The following is a 16,016-nucleotide window of genomic DNA, read 5'->3' as shown; positions in this document are numbered from 1 at the left end:
AACAAAGTTGATGCAACTGTACGCTGAAATTTTTGTTATAGTGCCAGCCTGGCAGGTAAAACAGGCATAGATATGGGCGTCAGAGCACAGCAAAAAGAACGAACACGTCGTTCGCTGATTGAGGCGGCATTTAGCCAGCTCAGCGCCGAGCGAAGCTTTGCCAGCCTCAGCCTGCGGGAGGTTGCCCGGGAAGCGGGTATTGCTCCTACCTCATTCTATCGTCACTTTCGTGACGTTGATGAGCTTGGCTTAACCATGGTCGACGAGAGTGGACTGATGCTGCGCCAGCTAATGCGTCAGGCGCGTCAGCGCATCGCCAAGGGCGGCAGCGTGATACGCACGTCCGTCTCTACCTTTATGGAATTCATCGGTAATAATCCCAATGCTTTCCGTCTGCTTTTACGGGAACGGTCAGGCACATCGTCGGCCTTCCGCGCGGCGGTTGCGCGTGAGATCCAGCATTTTATTGCCGAACTGGCGGACTACCTCGAACTCGAGAACCGTATGCCGCGCAGTTTCACCGAGGCGCAGGCCGAGGCAATGGTGATTATAGTCTTTAACGCCGGAGCCGAGGCGTTGGATATTGATATTGAACAACGCCGTCAGCTTGAAGAGAGGCTGGTGCTTCAGTTGCGAATGATTTCGAAGGGCGCTTATTACTGGTATCGACGTGAACAGGAGAAGCTGGCGGTAACGCTTGAATCTCATGGTTAAGGAGAGTGATATGAGTTTACCTACAGGTCGGGACAGAGGCACGCTGTTGCTGGCATTTCTCAGCGGTCTTGCGATCAACGGAATGTTTTCGGTGTTATTCAGTTCCCTGGTGCCGTTCTCAATTTTCCCGCTTATTACGCTGGGGCTGTCCGCCTGGTGCCTGCACCATCGCTATTTGAACCGATCCATGCCGGATGGAATGCCACCGCTTGCCGCCGGTTTTTTTCTGTTAGGCATTCTGCTTTACAGCGCTATCGTTCGCGCAGAATATCCTGCTATTGGTTCAAACTTCATTCCAACCGTTCTAATGGTTGCGCTGGTATTCTGGCTTGTGTTAAGACTCAAACGAAATCGTTAGAGATATAATATCTTTCTGTTTGTCGGATATTTAGCTGCTGTTTATCCGGTGCGGGGATTTACAGGTTATTATAAACTAAAGTCAATGTCGCTGAGATAAAGGTCTGAGAGCTTAATTTTGCATGGAGAGCAAAATAATGATGGATGAGGATGAAGTTCCTTTTACCCGGCTTACCCCAGGGTTACGTATTATCTGTATCCTGACGATATTCCTGCTTGTCGCCTCCGCCCTTGGAGAAACGATAATGATTTTATACAGCTGGTTTTTCGACGAGGCATACAGTCAATTAGTCCAGGGTTATATCTCTTATTATCCCTTTCTTGAGGAGTATACTATCCCCACCCGGGGCTATGTTTATCTGGGAACCTTCCTTTTAGACTGCCTGAATCAGCTACCCTACTACGCGGCTATGTTCTGTGCTGCTTTCCTCTTTCTCAACTTTTATAAGGGTAAAGTATGGTGGTATGGTAATGTCGTTCTGCTGCGCAGTGTGGCGATTTTACTCATTGTGGACGGTGTCTCACCCTATATACTTTCTCCGCTACAGATTCTGCTTTTTACCTTTTCGCAACACCCCATGATTAGCATATATGTTGGTTTCACGTCAGACGCTGTACGGGTTTTCATTATAGGATTTACATTGCTGGTTTTTTGCTGGGTGTTAGCAGAAGCGAGATATTTATTTGAGGAAAATGAATATATTTTAAAGAAGGGCAGTCAACGTAAAACCTAATATAAGACTGACGACACTATCTCTCTTTCCGGCTTTCCATCTTTTTTTGTGAAGGCCTTACGAAAGAATGATTTTTTGAACCAGGCGTAAAGATTATTAATGCCACTCTCTCAATGAGATTACGCCTGGCTTTCGCTTATCGTTCTACAGATGCGTTATTTTTTTCGCGCGGTTAGCAGTACGCCACACTCCATATGGTGGGTATAGGGGAACTGATCGAACAGCGCCAGACGCGTCACCTCATGCGTTTCCGACAGCACGGCCAGATTTTCGCAAAGCGTCTGTGGATTGCAGGAAATATAGAGGATGTGTGGATAAGCCTGCACCATTTTCACCGTATCCTCATCTAAGCCGCTGCGAGGGGGATCGACAAAAATCGTCTCGCATTCGTAGCCCGTCAGATCTATTCCCTCCAGCCGACGGAATTCACGCGTACCCTTCATGGCCTGGGTAAATTCCTCAGCCGACATGCGTATAATCTGCACGTTTTCAATCTGGTTCACGGCAATGTTGTACTGTGCTGAAGCGACCGAGGGTTTTGCAATTTCTGTTGCCAGCACGCGCCTGAAGTTACGCGCCAGCGCCAGCGAAAAGTTGCCGTTACCACAATACAGCTCCAGCAAATCACCCCGGGCATTCTTTGTGACTTCCAGCGCCCATTCCAGCATCTGAATATTCATCGCGGCATTCGGCTGGGTAAAGCTATTTTCAACCTGCCGGTAGACAATATCCTTTCCGGCAACCGGCAGACACTCATCGACGAAATCACGATCCAGACAGATCTTTGTTCGGGTGGCACGGCCTATCAGCTGCAGATCGAAGCCTTCTGACCGCAGGCTGTCACGCAGTTCAGCGGCGGCCTGCTGCCATTCGTCGGTTAGCTTACGATGATAAAGCATCGACACGACAATCTGGTTGCTCATCGTCGACAGATAATCAAGCTGGAACAGCTTATAGCGCAGTACTTTGTTATCACGCAGCGCTTCAATCAGCCTGGGCATCAGATCGTTGATTATCTGGCTGGCGGCGGGAAAGCTATCTACGCGAATGCGCTGGCGCGTCTGCTGGTCGAAAATGATGTGATAAAGGTCATCCCCCTCGTGCCAGATACGAAATTCCGCGCGCATCCTGTAATGGCTGACCGGCGAACGAAAAACTTCGACATCCATAGCGGTGAAAGGCGTCATCAGCGTCTTCAGACGGCTGACCTTCTCTTCAAGTTGGGCATCATAGTGTTCTGTCGGCAGCTTTTCGGGCGTCATGGTATTTCCTGAGTTAATGGAGCTTTATTGCCCGGCGATTGTAGGGATTCGCCACTCAATGTCCAGCATTGTGCGCCATGCTGCTAATTCAGGCTTGTGAGTCATGGATCTCTGCTAAATTTGAACATAAGATGCGCATTCTGGCCCATAGCCAACCGATCCTCGTGCGTAAAGGATGGATTTTACGCGGCAACCTTCATGATTTTTGGATCTCTTTTCATTAATGACAAAGAAAATGCCAATACCGTTGGCCGTTGTTGCCACGGCGATTTCTCTCTGGGCGCAGGATAGTGTGGCAGAGGGGGCCGAAGGCACGCTGGTGACCACCGCGAACCGCTTTGCCCAGCCCATATCTTCGGTTTTAGCCCCGACCTCTGTCGTCACGCGCGAAGAGATTGATCGCTGGCAGGCGAAGAGTGTGGCTGACGTGATGCGTCGTTTACCCGGGGTGGATATTGCGCAAAGCGGGGGGTTAGGCCAGCAAAGTTCGCTGTTTATTCGCGGCACAGAATCCCGACATGTGCTGGTGCTGATTGACGGTATTCGCCTGAATCAGGCGGGCATCAGCGGTTCTTCCGACCTCAGCCAAATTCCCCTTTCGCTGGTACAGCGTATCGAATACGTCCGCGGCGCACGATCGGCCGTGTACGGTTCCGATGCTATCGGCGGCGTGATGAATATCATCACCCTGCGCGACAGGCCTGGGACTTCGCTGACCGCAGGTATCGGTTCTAACGGCTATCAGTCTTACGACGCGTCTATCCAGCAGATGCTGGATAGCGCCACCCGCATCACCCTGGCCGGCAACTATACCTATACCAAAGGCTACGACGTTGTCGCGGGCTATCCTGATATCTACGGCGATCCGGCACAGAAAGATCGCGACTGCTTCATGAGTAAAACGCTGTATGGCTCAGTGGAACATCAGTTTGATGATGAAATCAGCGGGTTTATTCGGGGCTATGGCTTTGATAACCGTACGGCCTATGACGGGAGCCTGAGCTATAGCGTACCGGGTGCGCGGGTCGATACGCGCCAGCTTTATAACCAGACCTGGGACACCGGCCTGCGCTTCAACCGTGACGGCTACGCCACCCAGCTTATCGCCAGCTACGGCCACACGAAAGACTATAACTACGATCCGCGTCGTGGCCGATACGCTGAACCCGCGACGCTGGATGACGTTGAGCAGTACAATCTGCAATGGGGCAATACGCTGGCCCTGGGCAAGGGCACCGTCAGCGCAGGCGTGGACTGGCAACAGCAAATTTCACAGCCGAATACCAATTACGTGAGTAAAGGAGAGCAGCAGCGTAATACCGGTATTTACGCCACGACTCAGCAGAAGCTGGGAAGCGTGACGCTGGAGGGGGCAGTGCGTGGTGATGATAACAACACGTTTGGCTGGCATAACACCTGGCAGAGCAGCGCCTCATGGGAATTTAGTGAGGGCTACAGCGTTTTCGCTTCATATGGAACAGCCTTCAAAGCGCCTAATCTGAGTCAGGTTTATAGCGCTATTTACGGCAATCGCGATCTTAATCCGGAAGAAAGTAAGCAGTGGGAAGGGGGCTTTGAAGGCCTGGCCGGCTCGGTGAACTGGCGGTTGTCAGGCTACCGTAATGATATTGACAGTCTTATCGACAGCGATCCAGCGACTTTCCGCTATTACAATATTAACAAGGCAAAGATCAAAGGCATTGAGGCAACGGCCTCTTTCAATACCGGCCCGGTCAGTCACTCCGTCTCTTACGACTATGTGGACCCCCGTAACGGTACGACGAATGAAATCCTTGCTCGCCGTGCTAAGCAGCAGGTGAAGTATCAGCTGGACTATACGCTGTATGACGTGGGCTGGTCGGTAAGCTATCAGTATCTGGGGGAGCGTTATGACAAAGACTATAACGCTTCAACCACACCCCGTACCGTTAAGCTGGGTGGCGTCAGCCTGTGGGATCTTGCTGCGTCGTATCCTGTCACCTCTCAGCTAACCGTTCGTGGTAGAATAGCCAACCTGTTTGATAAAGATTACGAGACAGTCTATGGCTATCAAACCCCGGGAAGAGAGTATTACCTCAGCGGTAGCTACACTTTCTGACCCGCGTCCCAGCGTGCTGGTTTTTGACTCCGGCGTTGGGGGGCTTTCAGTCTACGATGAGATCCGACAGCTGCTGCCGGATCTGCACTATATATATGTCTTCGATAACGTCGCTTTTCCCTACGGTGAAAAATCAGAGGCGTTTATTGTGGAGCGGGTGGTTGAAATCGTTAGCGCAGTCACCAGACGTTATCCCCTCGCACTGGCCGTTATCGCCTGTAACTCAGCCAGTACCGTCACGCTGCCCGCCCTGCGCGAGCGCTTTGCGTTCCCCGTCGTCGGCGTTGTTCCTGCTATCAAACCTGCTGCTCGCCTCACCCGTAACGGGGTTGTTGGCCTGTTGGCTACGCGCGGCACCGTTAAGCGTCCTTATACACACGAACTGGTTGAGCGCTTCGCCAGTGAGTGTAAAACGGAGATGCTGGGCTCGGCCGAACTGGTTGAACTGGCGGAAGCTAAACTTCACGGTCACCCTGTAGCGCTGGATGACGTGCGGCGCATCCTGCAACCCTGGCTGAGAATGAAAGAGCCGCCGGATACGGTCGTACTGGGCTGCACGCACTTTCCTTTGCTTAATGAAGAGCTGCAACAGGTTCTTCCCGAGGGCACCCGGTTAGTGAATTCCGGTGCTGCCATTGCCCGCAGAACGGCCTGGCTATTAGAAAACGAATCGCCAGTGGCAAAGTCTGCCGATGACAATATTGCTTTTTGTCTGGAAATTACCGACCGCGCTGTACAGTTATTGCCCGTTTTAAAGCGATATGGCTTTGAAAAGCTCGAAAAACTCTCTCTCAATGAGGGTTGTGGGTAAAAAACAGCCGGTTAGAATCTTTTTTGCATTTAGGGCTTGTCACCCGTCAGGAACTCCCTATAATGCGCCTCCACTGACACGGAACAACGGCTTAACGGTCACCGGGTCAGGAAGAGAAAAGTGAGAAATTCCTTGACTCTTCAGCGGGAAAGCGTAATATCTGCACCCCGCGCCACACGAGATTATGTGGCACTGCTCTTTAACAATTTATCAGACAATCTGTGTGGGCACTCGCAGGATTGATATCAGCGCCGCAAGGCGCAAAAAATATCAAGTCTTAAGAGTGAACACATAATGAAATTCATTATGACGTTTTACACTTGAGCATCGCTTCACTTGTTGAAGCAAATCGAACTTTTAAATTGAAGAGTTTGATCATGGCTCAGATTGAACGCTGGCGGCAGGCCTAACACATGCAAGTCGAACGGTAGCACAGGAGAGCTTGCTCTTTGGGTGACGAGTGGCGGACGGGTGAGTAATGTCTGGGAAACTGCCCGATGGAGGGGGATAACTACTGGAAACGGTAGCTAATACCGCATAACGTCTACGGACCAAAGTGGGGGACCTTCGGGCCTCACACCATCGGATGTGCCCAGATGGGATTAGCTTGTTGGTGAGGTAATGGCTCACCAAGGCAACGATCCCTAGCTGGTCTGAGAGGATGACCAGCCACACTGGAACTGAGACACGGTCCAGACTCCTACGGGAGGCAGCAGTGGGGAATATTGCACAATGGGCGCAAGCCTGATGCAGCCATGCCGCGTGTATGAAGAAGGCCTTCGGGTTGTAAAGTACTTTCAGCGGGGAGGAAGGGAGTGAGGTTAATAACCTCACTCATTGACGTTACCCGCAGAAGAAGCACCGGCTAACTCCGTGCCAGCAGCCGCGGTAATACGGAGGGTGCAAGCGTTAATCGGAATTACTGGGCGTAAAGCGCACGCAGGCGGTCTGTCAAGTCGGATGTGAAATCCCCGGGCTCAACCCGGGAACTGCATTCGAAACTGGCAGGCTAGAGTCTTGTAGAGGGGGGTAGAATTCCAGGTGTAGCGGTGAAATGCGTAGAGATCTGGAGGAATACCGGTGGCGAAGGCGGCCCCCTGGACAAAGACTGACGCTCAGGTGCGAAAGCGTGGGGAGCAAACAGGATTAGATACCCTGGTAGTCCACGCCGTAAACGATGTCGACTTGGAGGTTGTTCCCTTGAGGAGTGGCTTCCGGAGCTAACGCGTTAAGTCGACCGCCTGGGGAGTACGGCCGCAAGGTTAAAACTCAAATGAATTGACGGGGGCCCGCACAAGCGGTGGAGCATGTGGTTTAATTCGATGCAACGCGAAGAACCTTACCTGCTCTTGACATCCACGGAATTTGGCAGAGATGCCTTAGTGCCTTCGGGAACCGTGAGACAGGTGCTGCATGGCTGTCGTCAGCTCGTGTTGTGAAATGTTGGGTTAAGTCCCGCAACGAGCGCAACCCTTATCCTTTGTTGCCAGCGATTCGGTCGGGAACTCAAAGGAGACTGCCGGTGATAAACCGGAGGAAGGTGGGGATGACGTCAAGTCATCATGGCCCTTACGAGCAGGGCTACACACGTGCTACAATGGCGCATACAAAGAGAAGCGACCTCGCGAGAGCAAGCGGACCTCACAAAGTGCGTCGTAGTCCGGATCGGAGTCTGCAACTCGACTCCGTGAAGTCGGAATCGCTAGTAATCGTGGATCAGAATGCCACGGTGAATACGTTCCCGGGCCTTGTACACACCGCCCGTCACACCATGGGAGTGGGTTGCAAAAGAAGTAGGTAGCTTAACCTTCGGGAGGGCGCTTACCACTTTGTGATTCATGACTGGGGTGAAGTCGTAACAAGGTAACCGTAGGGGAACCTGCGGTTGGATCACCTCCTTACCTGAAGATACTTTCCCGCGTAGTGTCCACAACAGATTGTCTGATGAAAAAGTAACGAGCAGAAAAACCTCTACAGGCTTGTAGCTCAGGTGGTTAGAGCGCACCCCTGATAAGGGTGAGGTCGGTGGTTCAAGTCCACTCAGGCCTACCAAATTTTCACTCATGCTGCGTTATGCGCGCGGTGGTTTACCTCAGGTAAACTTCCCATTCGCACGGCCTGCCTGAGCAAAAATTAACATTTGCCGCCTCACAGCGACAGGTGAACTCACGTTGAGTGGTAGTGGAAGGTCTCTGCAGTAACTGTATGGGGCTATAGCTCAGCTGGGAGAGCGCCTGCCTTGCACGCAGGAGGTCAGCGGTTCGATCCCGCTTAGCTCCACCATGCAGTTTTCTGACAATACTTCAGAGCGTACCGGCAACGGTGTGCTGCGAAGTATTATGCTCTTTAATAATCCGGAACAAGCTGAAAATTGAAACGACGTATCGTTTTCATTCTCCGTAATAAGAATGAAATAACACGATATGGTCGGGTCTCTCAAATGCTTACTCCTCAGAAAGCTGAGGGCTGAGTGAACGGCTGAAATGCAAGGCGCCCGGCGCACAGCAACGCGGAGTGGACTTTATGTCCATGAGCAGTTGCGAGCACCGGAGCAACGCCGCAGTTCAGACGGGTCACGCAGCCAGAATCTTCTGGGTTGTGAGGTTAAGTGACTAAGCGTACACGGTGGATGCCCTGGCAGTCAGAGGCGATGAAGGGCGTGCTAATCTGCGATAAGCGCCGGTAAGGTGATATGAACCGCAACAACCGGCGATACCCGAATGGGGAAACCCAGTGTGTTTCGACACACTATCGCAACATGAATACATAGTGTTGCGAGGCGAACCGGGGGAACTGAAACATCTAAGTACCCCGAGGAAAAGAAATCAACCGAGATTCCCCCAGTAGCGGCGAGCGAACGGGGAGGAGCCCAGAACCTGAATCAGTTTGTGCATCAGTGGAAGCGTCTGGAAAGTCGCAGGGTACAGGGTGACACTCCCGTACACAAAGATGCATTTGCTGTGAGTTCGAAGAGTAGGGCGGGACACGTGATATCCTGTCTGAATATGGGGGGACCATCCTCCAAGGCTAAATACTCCTGACTGACCGATAGTGAACCAGTACCGTGAGGGAAAGGCGAAAAGAACCCCGGCGAGGGGAGTGAAACAGAACCTGAAACCGTGTACGTACAAGCAGTGGGAGCACCTTCGTGGTGTGACTGCGTACCTTTTGTATAATGGGTCAGCGACTTATATTCTGTAGCAAGGTTAACCGTATAGGGGAGCCGCAGGGAAACCGAGTCTTAACTGGGCGTTAAGTTGCAGGGTATAGACCCGAAACCCGGTGATCTAGCCATGGGCAGGTTGAAGGTTGGGTAACACTAACTGGAGGACCGAACCGACTAATGTTGAAAAATTAGCGGATGACCTGTGGCTGGGGGTGAAAGGCCAATCAAACCGGGAGATAGCTGGTTCTCCCCGAAAGCTATTTAGGTAGCGCCTCGTGAATTCATCTCCGGGGGTAGAGCACTGTTTCGGCTAGGGGGCCATCCCGGCTTACCAACCCGATGCAAACTGCGAATACCGGAGAATGTTATCACGGGAGACACACGGCGGGTGCTAACGTCCGTCGTGAAGAGGGAAACAACCCAGACCGCCAGCTAAGGTCCCAAAGTCATGGTTAAGTGGGAAACGATGTGGGAAGGCACAGACAGCCAGGATGTTGGCTTAGAAGCAGCCATCATTTAAAGAAAGCGTAATAGCTCACTGGTCGAGTCGGCCTGCGCGGAAGATGTAACGGGGCTAAACCATGCACCGAAGCTGCGGCAGCGACACTTATGTGTTGTTGGGTAGGGGAGCGTTCTGTAAGCCGTTGAAGGTGGACTGTGAGGTCTGCTGGAGGTATCAGAAGTGCGAATGCTGACATGAGTAACGATAAAGCGGGTGAAAAGCCCGCTCGCCGGAAGACCAAGGGTTCCTGTCCAACGTTAATCGGGGCAGGGTGAGTCGACCCCTAAGGCGAGGCCGAAAGGCGTAGTCGATGGGAAACAGGTTAATATTCCTGTACTCGGTGTTACTGCGAAGGGGGGACGGAGAAGGCTATGTTAGCCGGGCGACGGTTGTCCCGGTTTAAGCGTGTAGGCTGGTGTTCCAGGTAAATCCGGAATGCCTTAAGGCTGAGGCGTGATGACGAGGCACCACGGTGCTGAAGTAACAAATGCCCTGCTTCCAGGAAAAGCCTCTAAGCATCAGGTAACAACGAATCGTACCCCAAACCGACACAGGTGGTCAGGTAGAGAATACCAAGGCGCTTGAGAGAACTCGGGTGAAGGAACTAGGCAAAATGGTGCCGTAACTTCGGGAGAAGGCACGCTGGTGTGTAGGTGAAGCGACTTGCTCGCGGAGCTGAAGCCAGTCGAAGATACCAGCTGGCTGCAACTGTTTATTAAAAACACAGCACTGTGCAAACACGAAAGTGGACGTATACGGTGTGACGCCTGCCCGGTGCCGGAAGGTTAATTGATGGGGTTATCGCAAGAGAAGCTCCTGATCGAAGCCCCGGTAAACGGCGGCCGTAACTATAACGGTCCTAAGGTAGCGAAATTCCTTGTCGGGTAAGTTCCGACCTGCACGAATGGCGTAATGATGGCCAGGCTGTCTCCACCCGAGACTCAGTGAAATTGAACTCGCTGTGAAGATGCAGTGTACCCGCGGCAAGACGGAAAGACCCCGTGAACCTTTACTACAGCTTGACACTGAACATTGAGCCTTGATGTGTAGGATAGGTGGGAGGCTTTGAAGCGTGGACGCCAGTCTGCGTGGAGCCAACCTTGAAATACCACCCTTTAACGTTTGATGTTCTAACCTGGCGCCATAATCTGGCGTGGGGACAGTGTCTGGTGGGTAGTTTGACTGGGGCGGTCTCCTCCTAAAGAGTAACGGAGGAGCACGAAGGTCAGCTAATCACGGTCGGACATCGTGAGGTTAGTGCAATGGCATAAGCTGGCTTGACTGCGAGAGTGACGGCTCGGGCAGGTGCGAAAGCAGGTCATAGTGATCCGGTGGTTCTGAATGGAAGGGCCATCGCTCAACGGATAAAAGGTACTCCGGGGATAACAGGCTGATACCGCCCAAGAGTTCATATCGACGGCGGTGTTTGGCACCTCGATGTCGGCTCATCACATCCTGGGGCTGAAGTAGGTCCCAAGGGTACGGCTGTTCGCCGTTTAAAGTGGTACGCGAGCTGGGTTTAGAACGTCGTGAGACAGTTCGGTCCCTATCTGCCGTGGGCGCTGGAAGATTGAGAGGGGTTGCTCCTAGTACGAGAGGACCGGAGTGAACGCACCACTGGTGTTCGGGTTGTCATGCCAATGGCATTGCCCGGTAGCTAAGTGCGGAAAAGATAAGCGCTGAAAGCATCTAAGCGCGAAACTTGCCTCGAGATGAATCTTCCCTGACCCTTTAAGGGTCCTGAAGGGACGTTGAAGACTACGACGTTGATAGGCCGGGTGTGTAAGCGCAGCGATGCGTTGAGCTAACCGGTACTAATGACCCGTGAGGCTTAACCTTACAACACCAGAAGCGTTCTGGTGAGCGTTGAGAGACAGAAAGACAATTTTCAGCTTATCCGGAAAGAATTAAGCTGTTCTGCATATTACGCATGCGGGACAGAGCAGGAGATTTTATCTGCCCTGCGGACCTTATTCCGCGGAGTGTGATTTAAAAGATTAGCGGGAACGAAAGAGTTTGTGCTGAAGCAGTGCGGCAAACGCAGCGAAGGAAGGAGCATACTGAAGTATGTGACTGAGTTTGCAGGTGCGGCCAGTGCAGCAGCGCAAAATATTCGTTCCGTGCACCAAGATTTGCCTGGCGGCTGTAGCGCGGTGGTCCCACCTGACCCCATGCCGAACTCAGAAGTGAAACGCCGTAGCGCCGATGGTAGTGTGGGGTCTCCCCATGCGAGAGTAGGGAACTGCCAGGCATCAATTTAGACCAGTACGCTGGTCATGACCACTCCAGTGACGTGGATTGGGCGAAATACCTGATATCAGAAGCATTATTCTGAATTCAGTACAGAATCGGTGGAGCGGTAGTTCAGTTGGTTAGAATACCTGCCTGTCACGCAGGGGGTCGCGGGTTCGAGCCCCGTCCGTTCCGCCACCCTATTTAGGGGCGTAGTTCAATTGGTAGAGCACCGGTCTCCAAAACCGGGTGTTGGGGGTTCGAGTCCCTCCGCCCCTGCCAGAAAATAATCCTTTGCATATGCGAAGGATTTTTTTTGCGTTAAATAAAGCACTTCCAACACATTTACCCGATCATACTCTTCACTCTTCACTCTTCACTCTTCACTCTTCACTCTTCACTCTTCACTCTTCACTCTTCACTCTTCACTCTTCACTCTTCACTCCCTTACTTTCTATCTTCATTCCCTCTATATATGTTGTATCCTTCTACCTTCTACCTTCTACCTTCTACCTTCTACCTTCTACCTTCTACCTTCTACCTTCTACCTTCTACCTTCTACCTGCTACCTGCTACCTGCTACCTGCTACCTGCTACCTGCTACCTGCGATTGAGTTCCTGTTCTCCGTAACAATGACCAGTATTACTGGCCATCAATAATTAAATCTATTATTCACGCATCATTCCGTGTTTACCGGGCAGGCCAACAGCTGATGGATGTGTGATTGCTGGTCGCTATTTTGTAACCAAACGGCATACAGTGGCCTGACTACGACGGGCGTATCTGGAATGACTGTGAGATCGGCATATTCGTTCTGCCAGAAATCGGGTAAGAAGGCACAGGCTCCAGTAGTGTGCAGAAGCTGGCGCGTCAGGTGGGCTGAGGTAGTCGTTAAAACTGGAACATCATCCGCACCGGCCATATAGCTTTGATGCTGGTGAAAATCTGCCCCCCATTCCAGCTTGATATAATCATATTTCTCCCGTTTGCCAGATTGTTGTGAACAAAACAGCGTGAGCGAGATATGACCAATTTGCTGACTGGTTAGCTCGTCCATTTTGGGCGCTTCAGTGGTTATCAACAGGTCTAGCTGGCGTTCATGAAGCTGCTTAACCAATAAATGGCGCTGTGCCACACGCGCCTCCAGGTGAAGGCTCTCACGGCTTTCATAAAGCGTCTGTAGCCAGGGCGTAAGATAGGCTTCCCACAGCGAGGCGCTGGCTCCAATCGACAGTTCATGATGCTGCGGCGTATGCGACACCTCTTTCTTCGCCATCATCCAGGTGCTCATCAGGCTTTCGGCGTAGGGAAGAAGGCGCTCGCCTGCCGATGTCAGCCGGATATTATTACGGTGACGGGTGAAGAGATCCACGCCCAGCTGGGTTTCAAGCTGCCTGATGCGAAAGCTAACGGCAGATTGAGTGAGATAGAGCGCTTCAGCGGCACGTCCAAAGTGGCGGGTTCTGCTCACTTCAAGAAAGGTCTTTAATAATTCCGTATCCACGGCCATCTCCTAAAAAACATTTGTCGTTATGATTTAAATGTTTTGTTTTACACTCTGTCAAGCGTATCTAATACTCCGCGCCATAAATAGCACGGCCATAAAAGAGTTAGGAGCGTGTAAAATGGCGGAAAGCTTCGCAACAACAAATCGTTTTTTTGATAACAAACATTATCCACGCGGTTTTTCCCGTCACGGTGATTTCACAATCAAAGAGGCCCAGCTGCTTGAGCGTTATGGTTACGCTTTTAACGAGCTGGATCTGGTAAAGCGTGAACCTGTGACGGAAGAAGAGCGTCTGTTCATTGAAGTGTGTCGCGGTATTCGCGAGCCACAAACCGAAGCAGAGCGCGTCTGGTCGAAATACATGTCGCGTATCAAGCGTCCTAAACGTTTTCATACCCTTTCAGGCGGTAAGCCTCAAGCGGAAGGGGCTGAGGATTATACGGACAGCGACGATTAAGAGAAAGGGCCTGAAAAGGCCTTTTTTTTCGCCTGAGCTTAGGTCTGTATCGCTTAACCCACTGCGCTAAAGTCCGAGAGCGTCCTGCTGATCTGGCCGGGCGCAGCAGAGGGTTCGACTTCAGGTTAGCATTAAGAGAGTGGATGGTGCTACTCCAGACTTTTATGCAGGTGTATAAGCAACCGGTCAATGCCCCGATAACTTACCGCTTCCTGCAGATGTTCGCGCTGAAGCTGTTCATCTCCCGCGAGATCGGCAATGGTTCGGGCCACTTTTAAGATGCGCTGCCACGCCCGCACGGACAGTCCCAGCTGATTAAGTACCTCCTCCAGCCATAATGCATCCTGTCGCTCCAGCTGACAGTATTGATGAATCTCAGGGGGATTAAGATGCGCATTGATTTTTCCCCCCCTCATCATCTGCTTTTCCCGCGCCGCCAGCACCCTCAGACGAACGACTTCGCTTCCCTCGCGCGCGATATGCGGATTACTCAGGGTGCCTGAGGGAAGCAGTGGAACCTCCAGTGACAGATCAAAGCGATCGAGGAAAGGGCCGGACAGACGATTCAGATAGCGTAACGTTTGCTGGGGGGTGCAGAGATTATGAGGGCCGTGATAATGCCCCCCGGGGCTGGGGTTCATTGCGGCGACCAGTTGAAAGCGGGCGGGGTAAGTGACCCGGGCGCGGGCACGCGAAATACAGATCTCGCCCGACTCGAGGGGCTCTCTCAGTGCTTCAAGCGTCTTTCGGTCAAATTCGGGAAGCTCATCCAGAAAAAGTACGCCGTGATGGGCCAGTGAAATCTCTCCGGGCTTGGGGATTGAGCCGCCACCCACCAGGGCATAGCGTGATGAAGTATGATGAGGGGAGCGGAAAGGGCGCTGGCGCCACTGTCGCCGCATTGCGCCGATGCTGGAAAGGCTGGTGATCGCAGCGCTTTCAAGTGCTTCTGCGTCGCTCAGCGGAGGCATTAACCCGTTGAGTCTGGTTGCAAGCATGGTCTTTCCCGTGCCGGGTGGCCCTATCAGCAGCAGGTTATGTCCACCCGCAGCGGTGATTTCAAGCGCCCTTTTAGCCTGCTGCTGACCAATAATGTCCTGCAAATCTTCGCTCTGAGGCAGAGCATCCTGTTGGGTATATTGTGCTTCCCGAAGTGGTGACTGCCCATGGAGGAAGGCACATACCTCAAGCAGGTGCCCGGCGGTTAAGCTATTGCCGTTTTTGATTAATCCCACCTCGCTCTGGTTATCAGTAGAGAGAATAAGCTGGCGCTGGGCGGCGGAAGCCGCCAGAGCGGCGGGGATTGCGCCCTGTACGCCCCGCAGAGCGCCTGTAAGCGCCAGTTCACCCAGGAATTCATATTGGCTCAGTTTGTCCGCAGGAATCTGTTCAGAGGCGCCCAGGATGGCAATAGCAATGGGGAGATCGTAACGTCCGCCCTCTTTAGGCAGGTCAGCCGGTGCCAGGTTGACGGTGATACGCCGGGCAGGGAAGGTGAAGCCACAATTAAGGATTGCACTTCGCACACGCTCGCGCGCTTCTTTGACCGTGGTTTCGGGCAGGCCAACCAGCACCAGCGCGGGTAAACCGTTACTCAGATGAACTTCTACGGATACCAGAGGGGCATCAACGCCGATTGCGGCACGGGTACAGGCTATGGATAGCGACATATCATCTCCTTATGACGCCATACCCTGCACCCATGCTGTACGTAAAACGAGCGCAAAGATCTGTTTCACCGAGCGGTGCCGAAAAATTTATATATTTTTTTCGCATCATTACATGACGATCTTCAAAACAGATCCCGTTATTCAATCCACCCAAACGCCGCACAACTCATTACGGCGTGTGGGTAATGAATAATTCTCACTGTCTCCTTATTTCCTGAAAAATAGGGTTTTTTCTGGAAATCTCTCATGAGTGGCAAAAATTAAAACGTAAAAAAAGTTGAAAGAGCCGCAGAAACTGTGATAACTCTGTAGGCATTACTTCGAACAAGCGAATATACAGAATATAAATGAAAGCCCTCCTACGCGTCCTAAGCCTGGTCATCATTAACGTCGTCGTGATTATTATCACGCCGTGCGGGGCTACGCTCGGAGGAAGAAAGGCTTAAAAATCAAGCCTGATTTCGAAAGAACCCCCGCACCGAAAGGTCCGGGGGTTTTTTTTTGG

10 protein-coding genes, 4 tRNA genes and 3 rRNA genes are annotated in these 16,016 nt (G+C 52.1%); 14 read left to right on the top strand and 3 right to left on the bottom strand.

Annotated features, from left to right (window positions below):
* Positions 1-72 precede the first annotated feature (72 nt).
* From fabR to AC4PCC_RS21245, 3 genes are all read left to right on the top strand, one after another.
* Entirely contained in the window at positions 73-714 is a 642-nt protein-coding gene (gene fabR / locus AC4PCC_RS21255; RefSeq protein ID WP_067709437.1) for an HTH-type transcriptional repressor FabR, read from the top strand.
* Between the two features lie 10 nt (positions 715-724).
* Positions 725-1,072, top strand: a complete 348-nt coding sequence (locus AC4PCC_RS21250; protein WP_492125860.1) for a YijD family membrane protein — start codon at positions 725-727, stop codon at positions 1,070-1,072.
* 136 nt (positions 1,073-1,208) lie between these two features.
* Positions 1,209-1,805, top strand: coding sequence for a DUF2975 domain-containing protein (locus tag AC4PCC_RS21245; protein WP_492125859.1), 597 nt, complete (start codon positions 1,209-1,211; stop codon positions 1,803-1,805).
* Between the two features lie 155 nt (positions 1,806-1,960).
* Here AC4PCC_RS21245 and trmA read toward each other — a convergent pair whose 3' ends face one another.
* Positions 1,961-3,067: a tRNA (uridine(54)-C5)-methyltransferase TrmA gene (gene trmA, locus AC4PCC_RS21240; RefSeq protein WP_067709441.1), complete on the bottom strand. Its 1,107-nt coding sequence runs from the start codon at positions 3,065-3,067 to the stop codon at positions 1,961-1,963.
* A 223-nt stretch (positions 3,068-3,290) separates the two neighbouring features.
* Between trmA and btuB the strand changes: the two genes are divergently transcribed.
* From btuB to AC4PCC_RS21195, 9 genes are all read left to right on the top strand, one after another.
* Positions 3,291-5,165 (top strand): TonB-dependent vitamin B12 receptor BtuB, encoded by a 1,875-nt coding sequence (btuB, locus tag AC4PCC_RS21235; RefSeq protein WP_492125858.1) that lies wholly within the window; start codon positions 3,291-3,293, stop codon positions 5,163-5,165.
* On the top strand, positions 5,110-5,976 hold the full coding sequence (gene murI, locus AC4PCC_RS21230; protein WP_492125857.1) for a glutamate racemase: 867 nt from the start codon (positions 5,110-5,112) through the stop codon (positions 5,974-5,976). The genes btuB and murI overlap by 56 nt, the downstream gene beginning before the upstream one ends.
* Positions 5,977-6,335: 359 nt before the next feature.
* Positions 6,336-7,877 (top strand): 16S ribosomal RNA (locus tag AC4PCC_RS21225).
* A gap of 74 nt (positions 7,878-7,951) precedes the next feature.
* Positions 7,952-8,028: transfer RNA gene (locus AC4PCC_RS21220), tRNA-Ile, on the top strand.
* A 155-nt stretch (positions 8,029-8,183) separates the two neighbouring features.
* A tRNA-Ala gene (locus tag AC4PCC_RS21215) sits at positions 8,184-8,259 on the top strand.
* Positions 8,260-8,578: 319 nt separating this feature from the next.
* A 23S ribosomal RNA gene (locus tag AC4PCC_RS21210) occupies positions 8,579-11,483 on the top strand.
* 296 nt (positions 11,484-11,779) lie between these two features.
* A 5S ribosomal RNA gene (gene rrf, locus AC4PCC_RS21205) occupies positions 11,780-11,895 on the top strand.
* The 16S, 23S and 5S rRNA genes sit together here with 4 tRNA genes alongside, the layout of an rRNA operon.
* A 102-nt stretch (positions 11,896-11,997) precedes the next feature.
* Positions 11,998-12,074 (top strand) — tRNA-Asp (locus AC4PCC_RS21200).
* 8 nt (positions 12,075-12,082) lie between these two features.
* Positions 12,083-12,158: transfer RNA gene (locus AC4PCC_RS21195), tRNA-Trp, on the top strand.
* 398 nt (positions 12,159-12,556) lie between these two features.
* Here AC4PCC_RS21195 and hdfR read toward each other — a convergent pair.
* Positions 12,557-13,381, bottom strand: coding sequence for an HTH-type transcriptional regulator HdfR (gene hdfR / locus AC4PCC_RS21190; protein WP_492125856.1), 825 nt, complete (start codon positions 13,379-13,381; stop codon positions 12,557-12,559).
* Positions 13,382-13,502: 121 nt separating this feature from the next.
* Between hdfR and AC4PCC_RS21185 the strand changes: the two genes are divergently transcribed.
* Complete coding sequence (locus AC4PCC_RS21185; protein ID WP_067709670.1) at positions 13,503-13,841, top strand: MaoP family protein; 339 nt, start codon at positions 13,503-13,505, stop codon at positions 13,839-13,841.
* A gap of 149 nt (positions 13,842-13,990) precedes the next feature.
* Here the strand turns inward: AC4PCC_RS21185 and AC4PCC_RS21180 are convergent, their stop codons facing one another.
* Positions 13,991-15,511 (bottom strand): YifB family Mg chelatase-like AAA ATPase, encoded by a 1,521-nt coding sequence (locus AC4PCC_RS21180; protein WP_492125855.1) that lies wholly within the window; start codon positions 15,509-15,511, stop codon positions 13,991-13,993.
* 347 nt (positions 15,512-15,858) lie between these two features.
* Between AC4PCC_RS21180 and AC4PCC_RS21175 the strand changes: the two genes are divergently transcribed.
* Entirely contained in the window at positions 15,859-15,957 is a 99-nt protein-coding gene (locus tag AC4PCC_RS21175) for an IlvGEDA operon leader peptide (RefSeq protein WP_125290746.1), read from the top strand.
* The last annotated feature ends 59 nt before the right edge of the window (positions 15,958-16,016 follow it).

This window comes from Erwinia sp. L03-1 (genome assembly GCF_058686115.1).
This window is presented reverse-complemented; position numbering and strand designations above follow the sequence as displayed.

Coding starts and splice junctions, on each gene's coding strand:
- AC4PCC_RS21250 (WP_492125860.1), top strand. CDS start 725: ATGAGTTTACCTACAGGTCGGGACAGAGGCACGCTGTTGCTGGCATTT.
- AC4PCC_RS21185 (WP_067709670.1), top strand. CDS start 13,503: ATGGCGGAAAGCTTCGCAACAACAAATCGTTTTTTTGATAACAAACAT.
- AC4PCC_RS21245 (WP_492125859.1), top strand. CDS start 1,209: ATGATGGATGAGGATGAAGTTCCTTTTACCCGGCTTACCCCAGGGTTA.
- btuB (WP_492125858.1), top strand. CDS start 3,291: ATGACAAAGAAAATGCCAATACCGTTGGCCGTTGTTGCCACGGCGATT.
- AC4PCC_RS21175 (WP_125290746.1), top strand. CDS start 15,859: ATGAAAGCCCTCCTACGCGTCCTAAGCCTGGTCATCATTAACGTCGTC.
- murI (WP_492125857.1), top strand. CDS start 5,110: ATGGCTATCAAACCCCGGGAAGAGAGTATTACCTCAGCGGTAGCTACA.
- AC4PCC_RS21180 (WP_492125855.1), bottom strand. CDS start 15,511: ATGTCGCTATCCATAGCCTGTACCCGTGCCGCAATCGGCGTTGATGCC.
- trmA (WP_067709441.1), bottom strand. CDS start 3,067: ATGACGCCCGAAAAGCTGCCGACAGAACACTATGATGCCCAACTTGAA.
- fabR (WP_067709437.1), top strand. CDS start 73: ATGGGCGTCAGAGCACAGCAAAAAGAACGAACACGTCGTTCGCTGATT.